A 26,355-nucleotide genomic window follows, 5' to 3' on the forward strand; every position below is an offset into this window, starting at 1 on the left:
TTCCAAATGAAAAATAACCCGAAACTTGCTAAAATCAGTTCCCGAATGAGTTATTTATATAATAAAACCAATTAGAGCGGAATTAATTGCATGAACGCTTCAACCGAACCATTAAAAGAACCTGTTTAATAATTCTTCACTGGCTCTTCATGGAATGTACAGAGGCAATAAATACTAAAAAGGCTGTTTAAAAACTAATTGTTTAATAGAATATAGCTCTTTCTAAAAAGATAAAGCAATAATAGAAATGCAAGAACGACATATTGACCGTAAACGCTATTTTAATGAACAAGCGCAAACCTGCAGAAACGATTACATTCCATATATAAAAAGCAAGATAGAATATCTCCCCGATAAAGTGTTGGAAGTAGGATGTGGCGAAGAACATCAACAGATTGCAAAAGGAAAAATTATCTCACATCTGCCTTTTATACATCTCCTTCCTCGTTTCTTGTGTAGATGGCTACTAAAACTATGCGGTGAAAAAGATGATACTATAAAAGAACTACTAAATATTAAACAGACAAAATGTAGCGTTGAAATATTCAGAAACATCGCAAAACAAGCCGGATATCAGATTATGAATGAACAACTATATCTTTTCAATCCTCACTATGAAGTCAAATTTGGCTTTCCGCCAAGAAAACTAAGCAAAGGAATCTCTATGATTCCATATGTAAGAGATTTCTTCAGCACAAGTTGTTTTATATGATTATAGAAAATGATTAAATGTTTCAGTAGAAAAATAGAAAACCCTTGTAAACTTTGTATTTACAAGGGTTTATCTTCATCTTTCGTACCCAGACCCGGGGTCGAACCGGGATGGAAGTGAATCCACTGGTGTTTGAGACCAGCGCGTCTACCGATTCCGCCATCTGGGCATTGGTTTCAAATGCGGTGCAAAGATACGGCTTTTTTTTGAACCTGCAAGAGTTTTATAAAAAAAAGGAGAAAAAAAGAATAAAACATCTCATAAACGCTTCGGTTTTCAGAGAATAAACTGTATTTTAGCAGAAACATTTAAAACAGTCAATATCATGACAAGTAAAGATAATTATTGCGTAATTATGGGCGGAGGTATCGGCAGTCGTTTCTGGCCGTTTAGCCGCAAGACAATGCCTAAACAGTTTCTGGATTTCTTTGGTACAGGTCGTTCGTTGCTGCAGCAAACCTTCGATCGATTCAATAAAATTATTCCTACGGAGAACATACTTATTGTGACAAATGCGATATATGCAGATTTGGTAAAAGAACAACTTCCGGAATTAGACCCCAAACAGATTCTGTTAGAGCCGGCAAGGAGAAATACAGCTCCTTGCATCGCATGGGCCTCTTACCATATACGCTCTTTAAATCCGAACGCCAATATCGTAGTTGCTCCTTCTGATCATCTGATTCTGAAAGAGGGAGAATTCTTAGCCGCCATAGAGAAAGGTCTGGACTTTGTTTCAAAATACGACAAGCTCCTCACCTTAGGGATAAAACCTAATCGCCCGGAAACAGGATACGGATATATTCAGATAGCAGAACAGGAAGGAGATAATTTCTACAAAGTAAAAACATTCACGGAAAAGCCCGAGTTGGAGCTTGCTAAAGTTTTTGTCGAGAGTGGAGAATTTTATTGGAACTCCGGACTTTTCATGTGGAACGTCAATACAATCATCAAAGCAGGAGAAGCTCTTCTTCCAGAATTAGCATCAAAACTGGCTCCGGGAAAAGATGTATACGGCACACCGGAAGAGAAAGCCTTCATCGAAGAAAACTTCCCGGCATGCCCAAATGTTTCAATAGACTTTGGCATCATGGAAAAAGCCGACAATGTATATGTTTCTTTAGGAGATTTCGGATGGTCGGACCTTGGAACATGGGGATCATTGTACGACTTATCGCCTAAAGATGAACAAGGAAATGTAACTCTGAAATGCGATTCTATGATCTATAACAGTAACGACAATATCGTTGTATTGCCAAAAGGCAAGCTTGCTGTAATAGAAGGATTAGAGGGATTTCTGGTTGCCGAGTCAGACAATGTATTGCTGATATGCAAAAAAGACGAAGAACATGCCATACGCAAGTATGTAAACGATGCACAAATGAAATTAGGAGAAGACTATATTTGATTTCTGCGTAAAACTAAAAAAAGGGACTGAACGCCAGGTTCAGTCCCTTTACTATATTATGAAGGAAGAATTTTATTGGGCTGCTTCGTAAGCAGAATTAATAGTCTTAGCAATAGCGACGAACTCTTCATCTGCCAGCTTCAGTTTCGGATTAGAAAAAAGCATATCCGATTCATTCTGAATAGGAATCAAATGAATATGAGCATGTGGAACCTCAAGTCCGATCACTGCTTCACCCACTTTTTTACAAGGAAAGGCTTTCTCAATAGCACGGGCTATTTTTTTGGCAAAGACATGCATTGCAGCCAGATCCTCATCACTCAAATCAAAGATATAATCAACTTCCTGTTTAGGCACAACCAAAGTATGTCCCTTCACCAACGGATTGATATCAAGGAAAGCAAAAAACTTTTCGTTTTCGGCTACCTTATAGCATGGAATTTCACCTGCTATGATTCTACTGAATATTGTTGCCATAATCCCATATATATAAAATAGGGCAAGCCCCAGCATGGACCTGCCCTCTTGTTAAAACGAAATGTTTACTACTTCAAGACTGATTTTACCTTGTGGAACCTGGATCTCAGCAACATCACCTACCTTCTTGCCGAGTAATCCCTGAGCAATCGGCGTGCTAACAGAAATCTTTCCTTCTTTCAGATTAGCCTCGCTTTCTGAAACGATGGTATAAGTCATCTTCATACCATTCTTGGTATTCTTCAGTTCTACTTTATTCAGAATCTGCACTGAATCTGTTTTCAGTTTCGATTCATCGATAATCTTAGCATCCGCTATTACAGCTTTGAGTTTGTTGATTCTCATCTCAAGCATACCCTGAGCCTCTTTTGCAGCATCGTATTCGGCATTCTCCGATAAGTCTCCTTTATCGCGTGCCTCAGCTATTGCCGCAGAGATTTTGGGACGTTCCACTGTTTCCAGTTCTTTAAGTTCCGCCATCAATTTCTTGTAACCTTCTTCTGACATATAAGCCATGATGTTTTCCTCCTTTTATTTTTTAACGGTCATATAAAACAAAAAAGAATTCCAACATGAGTCATGCTGGAACCCTCTTTTCAATTATTTCTTCGCAAAGATAACCTTTTAAACGATATGCGTCAAGCAAAAAGTAATGCTATGTAACATATTTAAACGAAAACTTCTAATTTATAACAACTTAAAGCATAGACTTGATAGTTCCTTCCAAGTCTTTTATCGTCTCTCCACGGGCTCTCAGTTCATTGTTACGATTGATCAGGAATAGAGCCGGCAGATTCTTTACGCCATATAAAGCTGCATTCGTTGAGTAAATTCCATTTTCATCGCGAACACATACCCAAGGCAAATTATCGGCTGAAGTTTTCCAGAAATGTTCATCAGCGTCCAATGAAACCTGATAAATTTCCAGCCCCTGGCCCGCATACTTATTATACAAGTCACGCAGCATCAGGTTATGTGGAGCCGAAACTGCACTTTGGTAGACCGTAAAGTCAAGAAGAACGACTTTACCCTTCAAATCAGTGAGTTTACGGATATTACCTTTCATATCTCTCAAAGCAATATCAATCACACCTGTTTCAGCAATCTTTTCTTCCGGTATCTCGATTGTCTTTTGCTGGGGGGTACGAGTATTCTTCATACCTTTTATAACTATATTATAGAGATTCTTCGAACGTACCGCATGCGGATAAGTATTGTTCAGACTTGTGGCTACGGCACCAAAACATTTAATATCGTCTTTATTGTTCAAAGGATCAAAAATCATATAATTATTTAGCTTCTGGAACAAAGCAAAATAAGCAGAAGCTGTATTGGGAGCGGCAAAAATATAATTGATTTTCACATCATCCTTATAATTCTTCAACAATACAGCCAGGCTGTCTTCAAACACATCGTTACCTAATTGATTGGCTTGCGCAGCTTTTACCAACGCATCCACATTCTTCTGTAAACGGATCTGTTTTAGAGTCAGTTCTTTAATTTTCGCAGAATTGTCCGAGCCTTCTACTGTATAAGCAGTCGAAAAGTCTGTATAAGGCGCTTTGATGCTGACAGTTTCTGTAGAGTCAACCGAGAAATTAATCACTTTATCTTCCACCCGTAAACGATAAAACTCAGGAGATTCAGGGCGTAATTGTTTAAAACTGAATGAACCGTCTCCTTTCAATTTTACAGAATCCAAAGGCACAATTCCTTCAAGTCCGGAAGCTTCCAGATAAAGCATTTTTCCATCTGCTCCCGAAACATCTCCTTTCACATTAAATTTAGGGTCAGAATTACAAGAACTTAAAGCAAGAGCCGCAAGAGCTACTAACGTTACTTTTTTCATAATATGCGTGTTATTTTTCAAGCTGCAAATATACTTCTTTTCAAGATTAGTCAAAGCATTTTGCCATGTTCTTCACTCCAAAATTGAAAAAAATCAAATTCCCACTAACTTTTTATCTCATTTTCACGAGATTAGTGCAATAAATGTATATCTTTGCGGGAATTTTGAAAGAAAGATATTAGATAAAACAATTTTTATGATTAACCCAATTGTTAAGACGATCGAGTTGGGAGATGGCAGAACCATCACACTCGAAACGGGAAAGCTGGCAAAACAGGCAGATGGCTCTGTGATGCTTCGCATGGGTAACACCATGTTGTTAGCTACTGTTTGTGCCGCTAAAGATGCAGTTCCCGGAACAGATTTCATGCCGCTTCAGGTAGAGTACAAAGAAAAATTTGCAGCATTCGGCCGCTTCCCCGGTGGCTTTACAAAAAGAGAAGGAAGAGCATCTGATTATGAGATTCTTACCTGCCGCTTAGTAGACCGTGCTCTCCGTCCTTTATTCCCCGATAATTTCCACGCAGAAGTTTACGTAAACATTATCCTTTTCTCAGCAGACGGTGTTGATATGCCCGATGCATTGGCCGGACTTGCAGCTTCAGCAGCACTTGCTGTTTCAGATATTCCTTTCAACGGACCTATTTCGGAAGTACGTGTTGCGCGTATTGATGGGAAGTTCGTTATCAACCCGACTTTCGACCAGCTTGAAAAAGCTGATATGGACATCATGGTTGCCGCTACTTATGAAAACATCATGATGGTAGAAGGTGAAATGAGCGAAGTATCAGAAGCCGAATTGCTGGAAGCAATGAAAGTAGCTCACGAAGCTATCAAAGTACATTGCAAAGCACAGATGGAACTGACTGAAATGGTTGGTAAAACCGTAAAACGTGAATATTGTCACGAAGAAAACGACGAAGAACTCCGCAAAGCTGTTCACGATGCCTGCTACGATAAATCGTATGCCATCGCAGCTTCCGGAAACAGAAACAAACATGAACGTCAGGATGCTTTCGACGCTATCCGTGACGAATTCAAAGCTCAGTTCTCCGAAGAAGAGTTGGAAGAAAAAGGTGCACTGATTGATCGTTATTACCATGACGTAGAAAAAGAGGCCATGCGTCGTTGTATCCTTGATGAAGGAAAACGTTTGGATGGACGTAAGACTACTGAAATTCGCCCTATCTGGTGTGAAGTCGGCTACCTACCCGGACCTCACGGATCAGCCATCTTTACCCGTGGTGAGACTCAGTCATTGACTTCAGTCACTTTGGGTACCAAACTGGATGAAAAAATCATTGACGACGTTCTGGCTCACGGAAAAGAACGCTTCTTATTGCACTATAACTTCCCTCCTTTCTCAACAGGTGAAGCAAAAGCTCAACGTGGCGTAGGCCGTCGTGAAATCGGGCACGGTAATCTGGCACACAGAGCACTGAAGAGAATGATTCCGGAAGATTACCCATATGTAGTACGTGTTGTTTCAGATATCCTTGAATCAAACGGTTCTTCATCCATGGCTACTGTATGCGCCGGAACTCTGGCCCTGATGGATGCCGGTGTGAAGATTAAGAAACCGGTATCGGGCATCGCTATGGGATTGATTAAGAACGCCGGCGAAGAAAAATATGCAGTATTGTCTGACATCCTCGGTGATGAAGACCACTTGGGTGATATGGACTTCAAAGTAACAGGTACCAAAGACGGTATTACAGCTACCCAGATGGACATTAAAGTAGACGGTCTGTCTTATGAAATTCTGGAACGTGCTTTGAACCAGGCAAAAGAAGGACGTATGCATATTCTTGGTAAAATCCAGGAGACAATTGCCGAACCACGTACCGAACTGAAAGATCATGCTCCCCGTATCGAAACAATGACTATTCCTAAAGAATTTATCGGTGCTGTAATCGGCCCGGGTGGAAAAATCATTCAAGGTATGCAGGAAGAAACAGGTGCTACAATCACTATCGAGGAGATCGACAACGTGGGCCGCATTGAGATTTCCGGAACCAACAAGAAATCAATCGATGATGCAATCCGCCTGATCAAAGGTATTGTTGCCGTTCCCGAAATAGGTGAAGTATACAAAGGTAAGGTACGCTCAATCATGCCTTATGGTGCATTCGTTGAATTCCTTCCGGGAAAAGACGGTCTACTCCATATCTCAGAAATTGACTGGAAACGCCTTGAAACTGTAGAAGAAGCCGGCATCAAAGAAGGTGACGAGATCGAAGTGAAATTGATCGACATTGACCCGAAGACAGGTAAGTTCAAACTTTCAAGAAAAGTTTTGTTACCCCGTCCGGAAAAAAAATAAATAATTCCTGTCCTTACTGACAGATTGATAACCTGGCTATTATTTATAGCCAGGTTATTTTTTAACCGGCAATCAGCATAAAAGTCATTCTTTTATTTTGATATTCCAAAAAGTTTATGTTGCTTTGTCATAACAAAATCCAACGAACCTTTAAAATCTATTCATGTCAAGCAACAACAGTCTTCATACCATGGACCTATTCAGTCGGTTCTTCCAAGAAAACCAGGAGAGGTTTCTGTCGTTTGCTTACTCATATACCCGAAATAAAGCCGCAGCTGAAGACATCCTGATGGAAGCAATGATCAGCCTGTGGGAAAACCGTGAAAAATGGGAAAAAGATTCTAATCTCCACGCATTATTGCTCACTATCATCAAGAATAAATCTCTTAACTACCTTGAGCACGAACAGGTACGTATGCGGGCCGAAGAAGCCATCAACACACACAAACAGCGGGAACTCGACCTCCGCATTGCTACTTTGGAAGCTTGTGAACCCGAATCGATCTTCAACACCGAAATACAACGCATTGTATATAAAACACTTGAACAGCTACCGGAACAAAGCCGTCACATCTTTATATTAAGCCGCTATCACAATGCTCCCAATAAAAAGATAGCCGAACAACTCGGTATTTCCATCAAGAGTGTAGAGTTCCATATCACTAAAGCACTGAAATTATTGCGGCTTGAGCTCAAAGATTATCTTATTTCCCTACTTTTCTAAAAAAAACTTCATTTTCCTTTAGGGTTGTCCGGGAGTATCCTGTTATATATACAGAAAGAGGAAATAAGGCCTCCGACAATATATAAACTAAAAACATTTTATGGAAGAGGAACTACTATACAAGTATTTTAAAGGAACTGCCTCCGAAGAAGAAGAAAAACTAATTCTAAACTGGGTGGATGCATCTCCCGAAAACCGGAAAGCATTTCAAAAAGAACGGATGCTATATGACATCGCTCTGTTCACGGATGAAAAACAAATAAACCGGAGAGACAAAAAAAACCGGATTCTCCCGATGTTGAAGTGGAGTGCACGTGTTGCTGCCGTACTCATCGTAGCTGTCAGTTGTGGGTTCTTGTTTAAGAATTACCAATATGAAAAATCAGCTCACCGGCAAACCATAACTGTTCCTGCAGGACAACGTGCACAAATCACACTGGCAGATGGAACAAAAGTATGGTTGAACTCAAAGTCTACTTTGACTTATGCATCCAACTTCGGACGCCAGGAAAGAAACGTAGAGCTGGACGGAGAAGCTTATTTTGAAGTAGCCAAAAACAAAAAGATACCATTTTTTGTCAACACGGAAATAAACCGGGTAAAAGTGGTAGGAACCCATTTCAACGTCTGCGCCTACAAAGGCAGTAACGAATTTGAAACGACCTTGATTGAAGGTATTGTCGACATCTATCCGGTAGGAAGTGATCAAGTGATCACCCGACTGACCAAAGACGAGTTCTTCGGATCATACAACGGAAAGTACAAGAAAACTACTTTACCTTCGTACGATTATCTGAGATGGAAAGAAGGATTATACTGTTTTGATGATGCGCCGCTTAACAGCCTGCTCAACAAACTGGAAAAATATTATAATGTGAACATAAGCGTAAGAAATCTGAAAATACTGAACTACCGTTGTACAGGTAAGTTTAAAGAGCAGGATGGCATAGAGCATATTCTGAAAGTCATTCAGAAAGATCATAAGTTCACATACCGCATCAATGAAGAAAAAGACAGTATCATCATTGAATAGAAATAAGGAAAGAGCTCAATATAGACCTTAAATTAGTACGAACCATTAAAAACCAGATACGCATGAAAAAGTAGAAAAGAAAGTCCATTATTCTCAAAAAAGAGAATCGGAAAGTACCCCCATACTTTCCGATTCGAAACAGTCAAAAATCGACCTTAATCAATTTATTAACTTAACACGTTACAAAGATATGAGAAAAATTTCTTTGCCAAGGCATTTATGCCCAAAAAATTTTGTTTCAAAACAAATATTGTTAACCATGAAGATCACATTATTCCTTCTCTTTTTCGTAGCATTCCAAGCTTACAGTGAGAATGGATACTCTCAAAATGCTAAAATAAGCATACCACGTTCAAGTCTGAAAGTAAGCGAATTACTATCAAAGATTGAATCTCAGACGGAATATCTGTTTGTCTATAACAAAAAGAATGTAGATACCAGACGTACAGTAAACGTACAGGCTGACAACAAAGCCGTATCCGAAGTTCTCGACGAGGCATTTAAAGGTACCAACATTAAATATGTAATGGAAGGGCACAACATTGTTCTGACCAAAAACAACGATAACGCCTCAACAGCCCAGCAGGACAGAGTAACCGTAAAAGGAGTAGTTACTGACCAGAATGGCGATCCCATCATCGGTGCCAATGTATTGGAGAAAGGTACTACAAACGGTTGCATCACCAATATGGAAGGCAACTTCAGCCTTAATGTACCCAGCAACTCTATTCTTACGATTACCTATATCGGTTATCATCCACAAAACATACAGGTAAACGGACAACAAAATCTCAACATAAAGATGCAGGAAGAAGCCATGGCACTGGAACAGGTAGTCGTAACCGCCATGGGTATCAAGAAAAAAGAAGCCTCCTTGACCTACTCAACCCAACAAGTAGGTGGCGACGAACTGACCCGCGCCAAAGATCCGAATATGATTAATGCCCTTGCCGGTAAAACAGCAGGTGTACAAATCACCAAAAGTTCATCCGGACTGGGCGGCTCAGCCAAAGTGTCTATTCGTGGCAGCCGCTCTATCAGCGGAAACAACCAGCCCCTTTATGTGATTGACGGTGTACCGATGCTGAATAGCAGCAACGAACAGGCTTCCACAGCCATCGGTGGTACTGCCGATGCAGGTAACCGTGATGGCGGTGACGGTATCTCCAACCTGAACCCGGATGATATCGAAAGCATGAGTATCCTGAAAGGAGCTTCCGCAGCAGCCCTCTACGGCTCACAAGCTGCCAATGGTGTCATCCTGATTACTACCAAGAAGGGTAAAGCCGGTATCCAGAAAATCACATTCTCTTCTAACTTGACTGTAGACCATGCCATCTGCCTGCCCGAATTCCAAAACAGTTATGCCATGGATCCCGAAGCAAAAAACGGTTGGGGGAAAAAGGCAACTCTAAAAGATTATGACAATGCAGATAATTTCTTCCAGAATGGTGTAACAGCCATCAATTCCGTATCCTTTATGAACGGCAGTGAAAAGATGCAAACTTACTTCTCTTATGCTAATACCACCGCCAAAGGTATAGTCGAGAAAAACAAAATGCAGAAGCACAATCTGAATTTCCGCGAAACAGCCAATTTCTTTAACGACTATCTAAAGCTGGACGCCAATGTCAACCTGATGACACAAACAATCAAAAATCGTCCGACTTCCGGTGGTTATTATATGAATCCGCTGGTGGGGCTCTACGGTTTCCCGAGAGGTGAAGACTTATCCGAATATAAAAACAACTTCGAAGTGTTTGACCCGGCACGTAATATGAATGTACAGAACTGGTATACTTCTTATCAGGATATGGAACAGAATCCTTACTGGATCACCAACCGCATCAACAGCAACGATAAACGTACCCGCGCCATCGCTTCACTGACCGCCAACGTGAAAATCACTGACTGGCTGAATATCCAGGCTCGTGGCACTGCCGATTACACACACGATCAGTATCAACAACGTATGTACGCTTCTACTGCTCCTGCCCTATCAGGACAAAACGGACGTTATATTGACTTGAACCATACTGAAACATTGTATTACGGTGATGTCATGGCTATGATAAACAAAAAATGGAATGACTTCTCATTGAATGGCGCAATCGGCGGCAGCATTAACAGTACGAATGTCAATTCTTTGAGACTGGACTCCAAAACAGCTTCACTGTACTACCCCAACGTCTTCACCGTAGCCAATATCAAAATGACACAGGCTGCTTATATCGACGAACAAATCAATCAAAAAAGAGTATTACAGTCTCTGTTCGGCACTGCCCAGTTAGGTTGGAAAGAAAGCCTGTATCTGGATGTCACCGCACGCAACGACTGGTCGTCTACATTGGCCTATACCAAACATAGCAGTTTCTTCTATCCCTCGGTAGGTCTGTCATGGGTGCTGAACAATACAGTGAAACTCCCCGAATGGATTTCTTTCGGAAAGATCAGAGGTTCATGGTCCAAAGTTGGTAACGATCTCCCGTTGTTCATCAGCAACACGATTCCGGGCAGTAATGATATCATCGGTGCAGGTGGTGCCATCGTTACTTACTCTAAAGCTCCTTTCAATGATCTGAAACCCGAGATGAGTACTTCCTATGAAATCGGTACCGAATGGAAATTCTTCAACTACCGACTGGATTTTGACTTCACCTATTATCGTACCAACACCAAGAATCAGTTATTTACATTGCCTTCATCGGCAGGTGCCGAGTATAAATACTACATGGTAAATGCCGGTAACATTCAGAACGAAGGTATAGAAATCACTTTAGGAGCCACTCCGGTGATGAATGACGCTTTCCGTTGGAAGACTCAATTTAACTTCTCTACCAACAAAAACAAGATTATCAAGCTTCATCCGGACCTGAAAACATTTGTTTATGGTGACGAAAGTTTCTCTTCCTCCTACTCCATGCGCCTGGTAGAAGGTGGTTCATTCGGTGATATTTATGGCAAGGCATTCGAGCGTGACAAGAATGGCAAAGTGGTGTTCACTGCAGACGCAGACGGTGACAAGATTCCAAACGTTATCGGTGGCGGCAATACAGAAAAAGTAGGAAACTGTAATCCGGACTTTATGTTGGGATGGAGCAATACTTTCACTTACAAAGGTTTCTCACTCTACTTCCTGATTGACGGACGTTTCGGTGGCGATGTACTTTCACAGACTCAGGCCGAACTTGACCAAAGAGGTGTCAGCCTGAACAGTGGAAAAGCCCGTGATGCAGGTTATGTCAATGTCGATGGAACCCAAGTGAAACCGCAAAAGTTTTATACCGCAGTCAGCGGACGTGACGGATGTACGGAATACTATATGTACGATGCTACCAACATCCGCCTCCGCGAACTTTCATTAGGCTACTCACTTCCTCAAAGCTGGTTGGCCAAAGCCGGCGGTGCTTTCAAAGATGTCCAGTTGTCATTCGTAGCACGCAACCTGTTCTTCATCTCCAAGAAAGCTCCGTTCGATCCGGATGCTGTTCTTTCAACAGGTAACGATAATCAGGGTATTGACGTATTCGGCATGCCGACTACCCGCAGCTTAGGTTTCAATATTAAGTTCACATTCTAAAAGAGATTCATCATGAAAAACAATATCAAATATATAGCAAGTATACTCTTAGGAGGACTGATCGGATTTTCAGCCTGTACCGATTCTTTCGAATCATTCAATACCAACGAAGCGGGATTCGATAACGATAGCAAGAAACAGGATTTCAACTATTATGGTATTCCACTGGGCATTATCCAGCAAGGAATCTACTTCAATTACGATTGGGGAAGCGGTAAGAACTGGCCTTTCCAGACCATGCAAAATCTGGGAGCGGATTTATTCTCGGGATACGTGCATGACTTCAAACCCTTCAACGAGGGGAAGAACAACAGCACTTATTATATGATGGACGGATGGAACGGTTCCACATGGGATAACACCTACGGATACATCATGCCGGAAGTCCAGAAATCTGAGACAATCAACGAAAAAGACAATATAGGATTCTATGGCATCACCAAGATATTGAAGGTGGAGCTAATGCACCGTTTGTCCGACTTATATGGTCCGATCGTTTACACCCAATTCGGATCGAAAACTGGTTCTACTCCCGATACACAACCGGAAGCCTACAAAGCTTTCTTCAACGATCTGGACGAAGGTATCGCAAAGATACGTGAATATCAAAAAGCCAATCCGGAGATAGAGAGCTTTGCTAAGTTCGATATCCTGATGCCCCAGGGAAAACGCACTTTCAGCGAGTGGATCCGGTTCGCGAACTCTCTCCGTTTGCGCCTGGCTGTCCGCATCGCCATGGCGGACTCTAAACTGGCTGTTGCAGAGGCGCAGAAATCCCTTACAGACAAAGAAGGATTGCTGGAAGGAAATGATGAGGTGATAGCCGTATCGACAGCGTCGGGCTATACCAACCCTTTCGGAGAAATCAATATTGGATGGGGCGAGGTGTTTATGAACGCCAATATGGAGTCCTTGTTAGTAGGCTATGAAGATCCCCGTCTGGAAAAATACTTTAATAAAGCAGCCGGCTCCGACGCAACAAGTATTATTAACTACAAGGGTACTTACAAAGGAATCCGCCAGGGAACGGGTTTCAATCACCAGAACTACAACGGACATTCCAAAAGCACTATCACCCAGCAAACCGACGCCATACTAATGACTCCTGCCGAAATATGGTTCCTGCGTGCCGAAGCAGCTCTGAGGGGGTGGAGTAGTGAGTCCGTCAAGGATTGTTATGAAAAAGGTGTAAAAGCATCATTTACCCAATGGGGTGCTGCAGGAGCAGAAGCTTACCTGGAAAGCGAGAAGAAACCTGCAGACTACATAGATGCTTTCAAAGCGGAGAATAATGTGAAAGCTGTCAATACGCTGACCCCAAAATGGGACGATGCTGCCAGCAATGAAGATAAACTGGGACGTATCATTACACAAAAATGGCTGGCCATGTATCCGGAAGGAGGAGAAGCTTGGGCAGAACAACGTCGTACAGGTTATCCGAAATTATTCCCTGTTTTGGTTAATCAGAGTGAGGGTACAGTAGACACCGGCATCGGGCCACGCCGACTGAACTTCTTCGTAGGTATCAAAACAACAAACCCGGAACAATATACTCAACTGGTAAATGCTTTGGGTGGAGCCGATAATTGCGGCACTCGCCTGTGGTGGGACACCGGAAGAAATTTCTGACACACAAAGGTATAAATTTTAATTAGTGGTGTTTTCTTCGTATTAGTTACGGGAAAAAAGATTGGAAGGGGCAAAGTCGGGGGGCTTTGTCCCTTTTCTATTAAAAATAAAATCAATAGAAAAAATCCCCGAAAACCTAAACAATAAGTCTATAATAGATTAATAACAAACATATTACCCATCATAGAGTGTTTCAAAAGACGTTCGTTTTATGGAACAAAGATAAGGTGTGTTTTTCATCTGTGCAAATATTTCCACATTGTTTTAATTATCAATCTTTTATCTCTCTCTCTTACATTCTGTGTAGGAAGCAAAAATCGTGTTCCATAAAACGAACGTCTTTTGAAACACGATTGTATTTTCCAAGACGTTATATCTAATTGCAATACACAAACTTACGCATAATAAAAGTTGTATCAGACAGTCTTTACCGACTTATACACACATGTATAAGCCGGGCGAGAGATTTTTGATCTGATTATTCACTAAACAAATTTAGAATGAACAAACTTTTTATTATGCGAGCACACCTCTTATGGATCGCGGTAATGACAGCATCCAGCTTCTGGGTCAGTGGATGCACCCAAGAGGAGAAGTATCCATTTCTTCAGGAAAAAGATAAGGATTCCGGCATTGTAATACCTATTAACATCAGTATCGCTGAAAATGGTGAGTACAATGCTTACTCTCCAGACAATACTATGCCCCCCCGTCATAATGCTCCTCTGATTGCCGAATGGACAGGGGTAAAAACTCTAAGCCATACCCGCACAAAAGAATCCCCGGAATATAGTGGTCCCAGAATCGCATCCATGGAACTGACGGAAGATACCCTTTCCACCCTAACTACCCGTGCAAACAATCTATCTACAGGTGTTTACTTTCGTCTGATCGTTTTCCGGAAATCAGGGAGCAACTACGTATTCCAATCAGCCGCTGACTATACATCAAATGGTACTTCCTCGCCTGTACTGAAGCAGGGTAAACTACTCACACGGTCAGGAACGATACGGGTAATCGGCTACTCATTCAATACAACTGCGGCATTGGGCGATATCCCGGCATCATATACCTATAATACCACCAAAATAGACATTTCAAACATGAATAATGACTTTATGACTTATGATTCAGGAGACATAGCCAATGTAAACAGTCTTAACTATAACCTTCCGGTAACATTCAAACAGAAACTGTGCAAACTGACAATAAGCATTAGTGTTACAGGCTTCACAAGTAATACCATAAGCGGGTGTACAGGAGTATACGTAAAGCAGGGAGGTAATTCAACCTCGTGGGTGATTGGAAGTTCGGCAGTGGCTGCTAATACCAACAACACAGCTTCATTCAACCCAAACACCAACCTGGCTACCACTATACGAATGGTTCCCTTCGCAAGTGCCAGGACAATAACAGTACACTTCGACAAACTGACAGTAGGAAATATAATTTCCAATAATGCGGATAATATAGACATTACCTCAAACCAAAGTGTCCAATTGAAAGAGGGTATGAGCTATACAATGAAAATACAGTTTAAGAGAAGCCCCGGAATAAACGTTCCGGCAGGTAGCATCAATCTGAGCAATCCGAAAAAAGCATGTACCAATGACGATAAGCAAAAGTTATCAAAATTGGTATTTGCTGACGGCAATTTAAAAAGTACCGGTGCAAGCAACAATTATGTGTGGGCAACCAATAGAGAATATGGCTATTATTATCAATGGAAAAAAGACTATAATGGAAACAACATTGATCCGTGTGCCAGACTGAATCCCACAACTTATGGAAATGATTGGCGGCTACCTACACGCAATGAAATGGAAAGGTTAGGGAGATGTACAAATGTGAAAAAAGTCTCTAATGGAGTGAATGGGATATGGTTCCTTAATGCTACAACCGGTATTTTCCTACCGTTAGGTGGTTGGCGTAATAATAGTTCAGGAACGGCAGCAGACGAATGGCCAGGAACATACGGTAACTATTTTACGGATGAATCAATTAATACTAATGATTGTTATAGAATAGATATATCTCCAGGGGAAGGTAAAGCCGATGTCAATAGCACACCGAAGAGAATGGCATACACAACTCGTTGTGTCAAAGGGCCCAAACTATAATATTTACCTTTAAACAAAAAAGAATGAAAACAGAACTTTAAGGTTGGCTGATCAATAACACTACTGAAAATAAAAAAGCAAAATCTTAATCCTGAAAAGTGCCGGAAATCTAAATCTGGTTGATGCGATGAATGAAATGAAGAAACAAGCCAAATATGTACCAAAAACGGCTCTTCATAGCACCAGGCAAAACACCACTATCGAAACTCTTACGACTAAAAACAGAGATATTATTGACAATCCACAGTCTAATATTCTCAAAGATATTGCATAAATCAAAAGGTGCGAGGCAACCGATTCGGAATGAATCAGTTGCCTCATTATAACTTTAATCATTCCTCCAACAAAATTCCAAGCGCACCGCTTGAAGGGAAATCTAAAATACTCCAGTGACAACAGTCCCTAAAAAGTAAGCACAAAAATTGAACTAAAGGAAACATCATTCCTCTGATAATAAACACCTTATATGTAACATCATGTTTCAAAGGACGTACGTTTTTTGAAACATGATTTTTGTTCTCTGTACTGAAGACAAAGGAAATAGATAAACAATTGATAATTAAATTGATAGAATATATTTGCACAAATGAAAAAAGAGGTTTATCTTTGTTGCATCAGACGTACGTTTTTTGAAACACCGAGTGTATTTTCCAAGACGTTATATCTGATTGCAATACACAAACTTACGCATAATAAAAGTTGTATCAGACAGTCTTTACCGACTTATACACACATGTATAAGCCGGGCGAGAGATTTTTGATCTGATTATTCACTAAACAAATTTAGAATGAACAAACTTTTTATTATGCGAGCACACCTCTTATGGATCGCGGTAATGACAGCATCCAGCTTCTGGGTCAGTGGATGCACCCAAGAAGAGAAGTATCCATTTCTTCAGGAAAAAGATAAGGATTCCGGCATTGTAATACCTATTAACATCAGTATGGCTGAAAATGGTGAGTACAATGCTTACTCTCCGGACAATACTATGCCCCCCCGTCATAATGCTCCTCTGATTGCCGAATGGACAGGGGTAAAAACTCTAAGCCATACCCGCACAAAAGAATCCCCGGAATATAGTGGTCCCAGAATCGCATCCATGGAACTGACGGAAGATACCCTTTCCACCCTAACTACCCGTGCAAACAATCTATCTACAGGTGTTTACTTTCGTCTGATCGTTTTCCGGAAATCAGGGAGCAATTACGTATTCCAATCAGCCGCTGACTATACATCAAATGGTACTTCCTCGCCTGTACTGAAGCAGGGTAAACTACTCACACGGTCAGGAACGATACGGGTAATCGGCTACTCATTCAATACAACTGCGGCATTGGGCGATATCCCGGCATCATATACCTATAATACCACCAAAATAGACATTTCAAACATGAATAATGACTTTATGACTTATGATTCAGGAGACATAGCCAATGTAAACAGTCTTAACTATAACCTTCCGGTAACATTCAAACAGAAACTGTGCAAACTGACAATAAGCATTAGTGTTACAGGCTTCACAAGTAATACCATCAGCGGATGTACAGGAGTATACGTAAAGCAGGGAGGTAATTCAACCTCGTGGGTGATTGGAAGTTCAGCAGTGGCTGCTAATACCAACAACACAGCTTCATTCAACCCAAACACCAACCTGACTACCACTATACGAATGGTTCCCTTCGCAAGTGCCAGGACAATAACAGTACACTTCGACAAACTGACAGTAGGAAATATAATTGCTAATAATGCGGATAATATAGACATTACCTCAAACCAAAGTGTCCAATTGAAAGAGGGTATGAGCTATACAATGAAAATACAGTTTAAGAGAAGCCCCGGAATAAACGTTCCGGCAGGCAGCATAAATCTAAGCAATCCGAAAAAAGCATGTACCAATGACGATAAGCAAAAGTTATCAAAATTGGTATTTGCTGACGGCAATTTAAAAAGTACCGGTGCAAGCAACAATTATGTGTGGGCAACCAATAGAGAATATGGCTATTATTATCAATGGAAAAAAGACTATAATGGAAACAACATTGATCCGTGTGCCAGACTGAATCCCACAACTTATGGAAATGATTGGCGGCTACCTACACGCAATGAATTTGAAAGACTGACAAGATGTACAAATGTGAAAAAAGTCTCCAATGGAGTGAATGGTGTGTGGTTCCTAAATGCTACAACCGGTATTTTCCTGCCATTAAGTGGTTGGCGTGATAATAGTCCAGGAACGGAAGCGGAGCACTGGCCAGGAACTTATGGTGACTATTTTACAGATGAATCAATTAATGCTAATGATTGTTATAGATTGAATATAGCTCCAGGGGAAGGTAAAGCCGATGTCAATAGCACACAAAAGAGAATAGTATACCCAGTTCGTTGTGTCAAAGGGCCCAAACTATAATATTTACCTTTAAACAAAAAGAATGAAAACAGAACGGTTCTTCGTCAAATTTGGTGGTAAGTTTTCTTTTACTCATGGAATCTAATTCAGTTTTCGGAAGTGTAAGCCCTCGTTTATAGTTGACAAAAAAGCAGGTATCCCGGCTTTCCCCCGAAGAGTCCATCCATGAGGTGAAGAAGCGAATTTTAGAATAAACCATCTGAAAATCAATATCTTTAAAGAGTAAGATTTCTATCCTCAAAAGCTTTGTTTTAACACAGAGTTAAAGCTTGTTCTTTGGATGTGAATAACAAGTTCTTTAAATGCAAAAGCCTTATTATTTGCGCATAAGAACCTGACGAACTGCAAAAGGCGTTAACAATGTTAATTGAAGAAAGGTATAAGGATGAAGATACCGGTCCGGACGGTGCAAATTCACTTCCGAAACTTGAGTTATCTTATTCAGCCGGTGTCTGGTTTTTCTTATTAAAGCAAGCAAAAAGGACAATTATCAACTTGAAAATAAAGAAATAAAGAATTCACCACCAAATTTGAAGAAGAACCAACAGAACTTTAAGGTTGGCTGATCAATAACACTACTGAAAATAAAAAAGCAAAATCTTAATCCTGAAAAGTGCCGGAAATCTAACTTTGGTTGATGCGATGAATGAAATGAAGAAACAAGCCAAATATGTACCAAAAACGGCTCTTCATAACACCAAGCAAAACACCACTATCGAAACTCTTACGACTAACAACAGAGATATTATTGACAATCCACAGTCTAATATTTTCAAAGATATTGCATAAATCAAAAGGCGCGAGGCAACTAATTTATTTCGAATCAGTTGCCTCATTATAACTTTAATCATTCCTCCAACAAAATTCCAAGCGCACCGCTTGAAGGGAAATCTAAAATACTCCAGTGACAACAGTCCCTAAAAAGCAAGCACAAAAATTCAACTAAAGGAAACATCACTCCTCTGATAATAAACACCTTATATGTAATATCATGTTTCAAAGGACGTTCGTTTTTTGAAACACCATTTTTACCCTCTGCACTGGATGCAAGGGGGGTAGATAAATCGCTGATAATTAAAACAATGTAAAAAGATTTGCATGAATAAAAAAAGAGGTTTATCTTTGTTGCATCAGACGAACGTTTTTTGAAACACCATTGTGTATCCAAGACCGTTATATCTGATTGTAATACACAAACTTACGCATAATAAAAGTGGTATCAAACAGCCTTTCCGGACCTATACGAGAATGTATAAGTCCGCAATGTGTCTTTGATACGATTATTCACTTTAATATCTTAGTATATGAATAGAACTTTTATTACGCGAGAGTGTCTCGGTAAAGCCTTATGGCTGTGTTTGTGCCTTTCGATAACAGGATGTGCAGAAGATGACAGAATGACTCCCCTGTCTGCTGACAGCGGGGATACTGCCGACGAGCTAATCCCCATCCATATCAGTCTGGCAAGTAACAACGACTATCATTCTTCCTCTTTTAACGACGCTTCGACCCGTAGCCATCCTCCCTTGATCGCCGAATGGGTGGGGGTAAAAGCTTTCTCCCCCACACGTACAGGAGAGCAACCGGACTATGAAGGTCCCCGGATAGCCTCGATGGAACTGACGGAAGATATCCTCCCCCAGGTAAATACCCGTGCGGCAACAGTGCCTGTGGGAGTTTATTTCCGGCTGATTGTTTTCCGGAAGTCCGGAAACAACTATGTCTTCCAGTCGGCGGCCGATTACACCTCAAATGGTACGGGCACTCCTGTACTCAAACAGGGGAAATTGCTAACACGCTCGGGAACGATACGCGTGGTGGGCTACTCTTTTAATACCACTGCCGCTGCCGACTTGGGAACTATACCTTCCACGTATGCCTACAACAGCAGCACAGTATCTATCCCTAACATGAACAAGGACTTCATGACCTTCGATTCCGGAGATATAACGAATGTAAACAGCCTCAGCCACAATCTTCTTCCGGTGAGCTTCGGCCAGAAGCTATGTAAATTGACGATTACCATCAGTCCTACCGGATTTCCAAGCAATACGATCAGCAATTGCACGGGTGTATACGTAAAGCAAGGGGGAAATTCCACATCGTGGAAGATCGGTCCTTCGACCAATGTGGTAGCCGCCAACACGAATAATACGGCGGCATTCAGTCCGAACACGACCCTGAGTACAACCATACGCATGGTTCCGTTTGCAGGGGCCAGGACCATTACAGTGCATTTCAATACGTTGACAATAAACGGACGGACCGTGCCCAACAATACGGAAATCACCTCCACCCAAAGCGTGCAACTGAAAGAGGGAAAAAGCTATACGATGAAAATACAGTTTAAGAAAGCCATCGGAATTAATGTACCCTACGGTGATATTAATCTCACACAAAATGGGTGTACAGCAAACGATAAGACCATCTTATCAAAACTCCGATGGGCTGAAGGTAATCTCAATTCCCAAAGCAACTACAATCTGACATGGGCTTCTTCTACTACCGATTACGGTTACTATTATATATGGAAGAATGTATACGTATCATCCGGTTATACAGGTTATGGTGCTGTCGATCCTTGTACACGTCTTGACGAAAGTAAATACGGTAGCGGTTGGCGTACTCCAACAAGAAATGAATTCACAAGTCTCTCCCGCTGTAGTAACAAGCAATTGGTAAAGTATAACGGTACCCAAGGTATGTGGTTTATGAATAGCTCGATCGGTCTATTTTTGCCTGCTGCAGGCTGGCGAGACGGCAACAAAGGTAGTGGTACTGCTGCTACCACTTATACCGATGGCACAGGCAGCTACTACTGGAGTAGTGACCTCAACGGCAATTCAGGCTACGGTCTTTACATCCGCAATAATGACGTCTTCGTAGACGGTAACGGTAACAGGCAGTCCGGTGTTTCTGTCCGATGTGTTCGCAATCTTTAGTGAGTTTACCAAATGGGACCAGAAGCCAGTGAGCCTGACACTTTAAAGAACGGGCTTTCTGGCTCTGCACAAACACCTATACTACATCAAGCTCCGCCCATCACTGATAAACCTGTACCGGAAGTTCTCCCCTTAAAGCACCCAAAGCATTCAATGCCAAAGCCTCCATCTCATCTTCTCCCGGATACACGAAGACAGGAGCAAGAAAAGAGATACGTTCCCTTAAACGGGAAATTACGTAATCAGAATAGGCAATGCCTCCGGTCAGCAGGATGGCGTCTACCTTTCCATACAAAACAGTAGAGGCAGCACCGATACTTTTAGCCACATTGTAGATCATGGCATCGAGCACCAACCGGGCATGATCATCACCTGCCTCAATGGACTGAATAACGGCAGGAATATCAGTAGTTCCCAAATGGGCGGTAAGCCCGGCACGGCCCGAAATTCGTTTCTTCAATTCATCTTTGGTGAATTTCCCGCTGAAACAGAGGTCTATCAGTTGTCCGGCGGGAAGAGTTCCGGCTCTTTCGGGTGAGAAAGGACCTTCTCCATCCAGTGCATTATTGGCATCGACTGCACGCCCATGACGATGGACCGCAACGGAAATGCCTCCTCCCAAATGGCAGACAATCAAATCAAGATCTTCATAATGAGTGCCATGTTCGGCAGCATAACGACGGGCAATAGCTTTCTGATTCAGTGCATGCCAGATAGTGATACGCGGCATCAAGGGCGAACCGGTAATGCGGGCAACCTCTTCCAGTTCGTCCACCACACCTGGATCTGCAATAAACGCCCGGCACCCGGGTAAAGCTGCGGCCAATTCATCGGCTATCAAACCGCCCAGATTGCAGGCATGCGTACGCATGGCATGGAGAGTATCCCGCTTCATGGCTTCGTTAACCTCATAAACTCCACCGGGAATAGGCTTCACCAGACCTCCGCGTCCAATGACAGCATCGAACCGGAAAGGAATGTCATTTGCCTCCAACTCCCGGAGGACAAGTGATTTACGAAACTCAAACTGGTCGATCACCTGGGGGAAGGCAGACAACTCTTCTACTGTATGGCGGATGTTGCGTACCAACAAAGGAGTTTCGTCTTCATAAACGGCAATCTTTGTTGAAGTGGAACCGGGATTGATAACAAGGACCCTTTCACTCCGTCCATTCCTTGCAGAAGGGGAAGTGGGGATTGCATTCAGTTTATCCATATTCTTAGTTTAATTATGATCATCATTCGGAGCATCTTCCTCCCTCTGCCGACCGGGTAGAAGCCGTCAGGCATGCCATCGTAATGCTATAATACTTGGAAAGTCCGGAATCACTACGTGACGGTAGCACCACCGGACAAATGGGGCCTTGCAGCAATCCTGCCATATCGGCCTTGGCAAATAATGAAACAGACTTATAAAAAGCATTGGCCGACTCGATATTAGGGAATATCAATACATCTGCCTGCCCGTTGATAGGCGATACAATTCCTTTAATATCCCCGCTGGCCTGCTCGCAGGAAGTACGAACATCCAACGGGCCATCAATAATAACATTGCCAAACTCTCCGGCTTCGGCCAACTCCACGATATTAACATAATCAAGAGAATGGGGGAACTTGGCACTTACCTTCTCCGTACAATGAATCAAAGAGATGCGCGGCTGTTCTATCCCAAACCTCCGGCAGGTACAGATGGCATACCAAACCATCTCAATACGTTGTTGTAAAGTGGGCCGGGGAATAACAGCCGCATCCGAAAAGAACAGTAATTTATCATACGTCGGAATCTGCATTACAGCCAAGTGAGTCAGGATCTTTCCTTTGGGTAGTAGCCCTTTCTCCTTGTCAAGAATAGCATGAAGCAGGTTGTCAGTATTAATAATCCCTTTCATCAAAATGTCGGCCCCCCCTTCCCGGACAATCCGGACCGCTTCACGCGCTGCCTCATCGGGATCTTCGATATGGATGGTCTTCACATAATCCGGATACTTTTGCAAGGTAGGATACTTTTGGAGGATGGCTGAGTCACCAATCATCAGAAATTCTGCAATACCCTCGTCAAGTGCACGGGCAATGGCATATTCTGTATTCGGATCATTGGCACAGACAACGGCAATCCGTTTCCGTCGGTTTAAGGTTTTTAGGTGTTCTGTCAGTTGGTCGAAGTTTCTAATAGGTTCCATAACGTTAGATTTTTAGCAAATATCAGAAAAAGGATCGAGAAGTACATCATGGTATACTGAAAAAATGGGTAAACCGGATAACATTTTGATATTATACAACGCTTTCATTTCTACGGATGCAGGTAATTTCGTTTTTTAATGTAAATTTGTATCCTGTTAAACACCTATAATCAAACAGAACCATGAAAACAAAAACTTTTCTCGCTCTTTTCTGCCTGCTGTGTATCAGTTCAGGCTTTTCATCGTGCCAACGTCATTCGTCTGACCAGTGGACATTGGTTTGGGAAGATAATTTCGACCAAAAAACAGGCTTTGACCCACAGGTATGGAGCAAAATACCACGTGGCAAATCGGACTGGAATAACTATATGACAGACTTCGACTCTTGTTTCGATATGCGTGACGGCAATATGGTGCTGCGGGGTATCATCAATTACAGCCAGCCCAATGACACAGCACCCTATCTGACCGGAGGGATTTATACCAAAGGGAAAAAGGCATTCAGCAACGGTCGCCTGGAGATACGTGCCAAGCTGAACGGTGCATGCGGCGAATGGCCGGCTATCTGGATGCTTCCGGTAGATGCTCCCTGGCCGATGGGTGGAGAAATCGATATTATGGAACGTCTGAATCACGACACAATCGCTTACCAGACTATACATACCAACTATACATACAATCTGGGCATCAAAGACAATCCGTTGTCACATTCCGTAGGTACGATCAATCCCGATGACTACAATGTATATTCGGTAGAAATGTATCCGGACAGCATTGCATTCTATATCAATGATACGCATACTTTCACCTATCCCCGCATCGAAACAGACAAAGAAGGGCAATTTCCTTTCGATCAGCCTTTCTATCTGCTGATCGACATGCAACTGGGTGGCTCGTGGGTAGGAGCTGTAGACCCGAAAGAACTTCCTGTGGAAATGCATGTAGACTGGGTAAAATTCTACCAGAAGAAATAAACTAAAACAAATTCACTGAATGAAGATACAATTCCCCCCATTCCTGCACGAAGGCGATAAAGTTGCCATCGTATCGCCTTCGGGCAAGATAGACAATATGTTTCTGAGAGGTGCCAAGGCGCAACTGGCGTCTTGGGGACTGGTCCCTGAAATGGGGAAACACGTCCGTAGCTCCTGGGGATGCTATGCCGGCACCATCCGGCAGCGCGCTTCGGACTTTCAGACAGCAATGGATGACAAAGAAATTAAGGCGATTTTATGTAGCCGTGGCGGCTACGGAGCGGTTCATCTTATTGAACGGCTCGACTTCACCCGTTTCCGCGAACACCCGAAGTGGATAATCGGATTCAGTGATATCACAGTGCTCCATAATCTGTTTCAGTACAACGGGTTTGCTTCGTTACATGCTCCTATGGCACGCCATCTCGCAGTAGAAGCGGCCGACGATCCGTGTTCACTGTACCTGAGGGATATACTTTTCGGTAAACTGCCTGCCTATAAATGTAAGCGTCACAAGTTGAACCGACTCGGCACAGCCAAGGGTATTCTGCGTGGTGGCAATATGGCAGTATTCCACGGCCTTCGGGGAACTCCATACGACATACCTCCCGAAGGGACAATCCTGTTTATCGAGGACGTGGGCGAACGTCCTTATGCCATTGAGCGCATGATGTATAACCTGAAATTAGGGGGCGTACTTGAGAAGTTGTCAGGCCTCATCATCGGACAGTTTACCGAATACGAAGAAGATCGTGCCATAAAGAAAGACCTTTATGGTGCACTCTTCGATCTGGTAGAAGAGTATAATTATCCGATCTGCTTTGATTTCCCCGTAGGGCATGTAACGGAAAATCTGCCACTGATCAATGGGGCGGAAGTAGAACTTATATCCGGAAAGAAAGGAGTAGAATTGTTAATAAACCCTCCTATCTGACCTACCCTACTGCGAAAATGACTAATTTTGAGGCCTTAACCCCAAAAGCATAATTATGAAAAGAAATTCTATGCTATTACTGACAGCTTTTATTTTGTTATCCGCCTTTTCTTGCGGAACGAACAACAACAAAACCAATTCAGTTCAGGAGCCTGAAAAGAATATAACCGTGAAAGCACCACAATTCGATGCAGACAGCGCCTATAAATACATACAGGCACAAGTGGACTTCGGCCCTCGCAATCCGAACAGTAAAGGACATGCAGCATGTGGAGAATATCTGGCTGCTAAGCTGGCAGAACATGGGGCCAAAGTGACTAACCAGAATGTGGAACTGCCCGCCTATGACGGCACGCTGCTGAAAGCACGCAATATCATCGGTTCATTCAAGCCCGAAAGCAAAAAACGCATTGCCCTTTTTGCACACTGGGATACACGTCCGTGGGCAGACAATGATCCCAACGAGAAGAATCACCACACACCGATATTAGGTGCCAACGACGGGGCGAGCGGTGTGGGCGTGTTGCTTGAAATAGCCCGACTGATCAATCAGCAGCAACCGGAACTGGGAATCGATATTATCTTTTTGGACGCAGAAGATTATGGCGCTCCCCAATTCTATAAAGGAGAGCATTTAGAGGAGCAATGGTGTCTCGGTGCACAATATTGGGCACGCAATCCGCATGTGGAAGGCTATAATGCCCGTTTCGGTATCTTGCTCGATATGGTAGGCGGCAAAGATGCCACTTTCTTTAAGGAGGTGTACTCGGAGAAGTTTGCCCGTGGAATCAACAAAAAGGTATGGAAGAAGGCTAACGACGCTGGTTACGGACGTTACTTTATTAACGAAACAGGTGGGCAGATCACTGACGACCATCTGTTTATCAATCGGCTGGCCGGTATCCCGACTATCGACATCATTCCGAATGACGAAAATTGTGAACTGTCCAGCTTCGGACCGACTTGGCATACCGTAAACGACAACATGGATGTTATCGACAAATCGACACTCAAAGCCGTGGGCCAGACCGTACTGGAAGTTATCTATAACGAGAAATAATT

The 26,355-nt window shown here is 42.4% G+C and carries 20 protein-coding genes and 1 tRNA gene; 14 read left to right on the plus strand and 7 right to left on the minus strand.

What is annotated here, in order from left to right; all coding sequences use genetic code 11:
* Window positions 1-247 precede the first annotated feature (247 nt).
* Window positions 248-712 (plus strand): hypothetical protein, encoded by a 465-nt coding sequence (locus R3O62_RS03510; protein WP_234164402.1) that lies wholly within the window; start codon window positions 248-250, stop codon window positions 710-712.
* Window positions 713-797: 85 nt separating this feature from the next.
* Here R3O62_RS03510 and R3O62_RS03515 read toward each other — a convergent pair.
* Window positions 798-881: transfer RNA gene (locus tag R3O62_RS03515), tRNA-Leu, on the minus strand.
* Window positions 882-1,037: 156 nt separating this feature from the next.
* On the opposite strand from R3O62_RS03515, the gene R3O62_RS03520 reads away from it, so the two are divergent.
* Window positions 1,038-2,120, plus strand: a complete 1,083-nt coding sequence (locus tag R3O62_RS03520) for a mannose-1-phosphate guanylyltransferase (RefSeq protein WP_005811573.1) — start codon at window positions 1,038-1,040, stop codon at window positions 2,118-2,120.
* Window positions 2,121-2,192: 72 nt separating this feature from the next.
* Here the strand turns inward: R3O62_RS03520 and R3O62_RS03525 are convergent, their stop codons facing one another.
* The 3 genes from R3O62_RS03525 to R3O62_RS03535 form a co-directional block, all read right to left on the minus strand.
* A complete protein-coding gene (locus tag R3O62_RS03525) occupies window positions 2,193-2,597 on the minus strand; it encodes an HIT family protein (protein ID WP_032530810.1) in 405 nt (134 codons plus the stop codon).
* A 51-nt stretch (window positions 2,598-2,648) separates the two neighbouring features.
* A complete protein-coding gene (greA, locus tag R3O62_RS03530) occupies window positions 2,649-3,113 on the minus strand; it encodes a transcription elongation factor GreA (protein ID WP_005782039.1) in 465 nt (154 codons plus the stop codon).
* A 181-nt stretch (window positions 3,114-3,294) separates the two neighbouring features.
* A complete protein-coding gene (locus R3O62_RS03535; protein ID WP_005811576.1) occupies window positions 3,295-4,446 on the minus strand; it encodes a thioredoxin-like domain-containing protein in 1,152 nt (383 codons plus the stop codon).
* Window positions 4,447-4,642: 196 nt separating this feature from the next.
* Here R3O62_RS03535 and pnp point away from each other — a divergent pair, with 196 nt between their 5' ends.
* From pnp to R3O62_RS03575, 8 genes are all read left to right on the plus strand, one after another.
* Window positions 4,643-6,769 (plus strand): polyribonucleotide nucleotidyltransferase, encoded by a 2,127-nt coding sequence (pnp, locus tag R3O62_RS03540; RefSeq protein ID WP_005811578.1) that lies wholly within the window; start codon window positions 4,643-4,645, stop codon window positions 6,767-6,769.
* Between the two features lie 163 nt (window positions 6,770-6,932).
* Complete coding sequence (locus R3O62_RS03545; protein ID WP_032530804.1) at window positions 6,933-7,493, plus strand: RNA polymerase sigma-70 factor; 561 nt, start codon at window positions 6,933-6,935, stop codon at window positions 7,491-7,493.
* A 100-nt stretch (window positions 7,494-7,593) separates the two neighbouring features.
* The gene (locus tag R3O62_RS03550) at window positions 7,594-8,526 is read left to right on the plus strand and encodes a FecR family protein (RefSeq protein ID WP_005811580.1); all 933 of its coding nucleotides are present in this window, start codon (window positions 7,594-7,596) and stop codon (window positions 8,524-8,526) included.
* A 259-nt stretch (window positions 8,527-8,785) separates the two neighbouring features.
* Entirely contained in the window at window positions 8,786-12,106 is a 3,321-nt protein-coding gene (locus R3O62_RS03555) for a TonB-dependent receptor (RefSeq protein WP_080714257.1), read from the plus strand.
* Window positions 12,107-12,118: 12 nt separating this feature from the next.
* On the plus strand, window positions 12,119-13,735 hold the full coding sequence (locus tag R3O62_RS03560) for a SusD/RagB family nutrient-binding outer membrane lipoprotein (RefSeq protein ID WP_005811586.1): 1,617 nt from the start codon (window positions 12,119-12,121) through the stop codon (window positions 13,733-13,735).
* 500 nt (window positions 13,736-14,235) lie between these two features.
* Window positions 14,236-15,855: a hypothetical protein gene (locus R3O62_RS03565; protein ID WP_033572567.1), complete on the plus strand. Its 1,620-nt coding sequence runs from the start codon at window positions 14,236-14,238 to the stop codon at window positions 15,853-15,855.
* Between the two features lie 788 nt (window positions 15,856-16,643).
* Entirely contained in the window at window positions 16,644-18,263 is a 1,620-nt protein-coding gene (locus R3O62_RS03570; RefSeq protein ID WP_234212739.1) for a hypothetical protein, read from the plus strand.
* A gap of 360 nt (window positions 18,264-18,623) precedes the next feature.
* A complete protein-coding gene (locus R3O62_RS03575) occupies window positions 18,624-18,776 on the plus strand; it encodes a hypothetical protein (protein ID WP_080714256.1) in 153 nt (50 codons plus the stop codon).
* 334 nt (window positions 18,777-19,110) lie between these two features.
* On the opposite strand, the gene R3O62_RS03580 is transcribed toward R3O62_RS03575, so the two are convergent.
* Entirely contained in the window at window positions 19,111-19,431 is a 321-nt protein-coding gene (locus R3O62_RS03580; RefSeq protein WP_413958297.1) for a hypothetical protein, read from the minus strand.
* Window positions 19,432-19,567: 136 nt separating this feature from the next.
* Here R3O62_RS03580 and R3O62_RS03585 point away from each other — a divergent pair, with 136 nt between their 5' ends.
* Window positions 19,568-21,205, plus strand: coding sequence for an FISUMP domain-containing protein (locus R3O62_RS03585; RefSeq protein WP_317472874.1), 1,638 nt, complete (start codon window positions 19,568-19,570; stop codon window positions 21,203-21,205).
* Window positions 21,206-21,305: 100 nt separating this feature from the next.
* Here the strand turns inward: R3O62_RS03585 and buk are convergent, their stop codons facing one another.
* Window positions 21,306-22,421 (minus strand): butyrate kinase, encoded by a 1,116-nt coding sequence (gene buk / locus R3O62_RS03590; RefSeq protein ID WP_044299617.1) that lies wholly within the window; start codon window positions 22,419-22,421, stop codon window positions 21,306-21,308.
* Window positions 22,422-22,443: 22 nt separating this feature from the next.
* Window positions 22,444-23,385 carry a phosphate acyltransferase gene (locus R3O62_RS03595; RefSeq protein WP_317472875.1) on the minus strand — a complete coding sequence of 314 codons (942 nt, stop codon included), beginning with the start codon at window positions 23,383-23,385 and terminating at the stop codon, window positions 22,444-22,446.
* Between the two features lie 182 nt (window positions 23,386-23,567).
* Between R3O62_RS03595 and R3O62_RS03600 the strand changes: the two genes are divergently transcribed.
* The 3 genes from R3O62_RS03600 to R3O62_RS03610 are packed head-to-tail and all read left to right on the plus strand — an operon-like array spanning window position 23,568 to window position 26,353.
* Complete coding sequence (locus R3O62_RS03600; protein ID WP_317472876.1) at window positions 23,568-24,359, plus strand: glycoside hydrolase family 16 protein; 792 nt, start codon at window positions 23,568-23,570, stop codon at window positions 24,357-24,359.
* 19 nt (window positions 24,360-24,378) lie between these two features.
* On the plus strand, window positions 24,379-25,293 hold the full coding sequence (locus tag R3O62_RS03605) for an LD-carboxypeptidase (protein ID WP_317472877.1): 915 nt from the start codon (window positions 24,379-24,381) through the stop codon (window positions 25,291-25,293).
* A gap of 55 nt (window positions 25,294-25,348) precedes the next feature.
* A complete protein-coding gene (locus tag R3O62_RS03610; protein ID WP_032538243.1) occupies window positions 25,349-26,353 on the plus strand; it encodes a M20 family metallopeptidase in 1,005 nt (334 codons plus the stop codon).
* Window positions 26,354-26,355 lie beyond the last annotated feature (2 nt).

The organism is Bacteroides hominis (assembly GCF_033042785.2).
GTDB lineage: Bacteria > Bacteroidota > Bacteroidia > Bacteroidales > Bacteroidaceae > Bacteroides > Bacteroides hominis.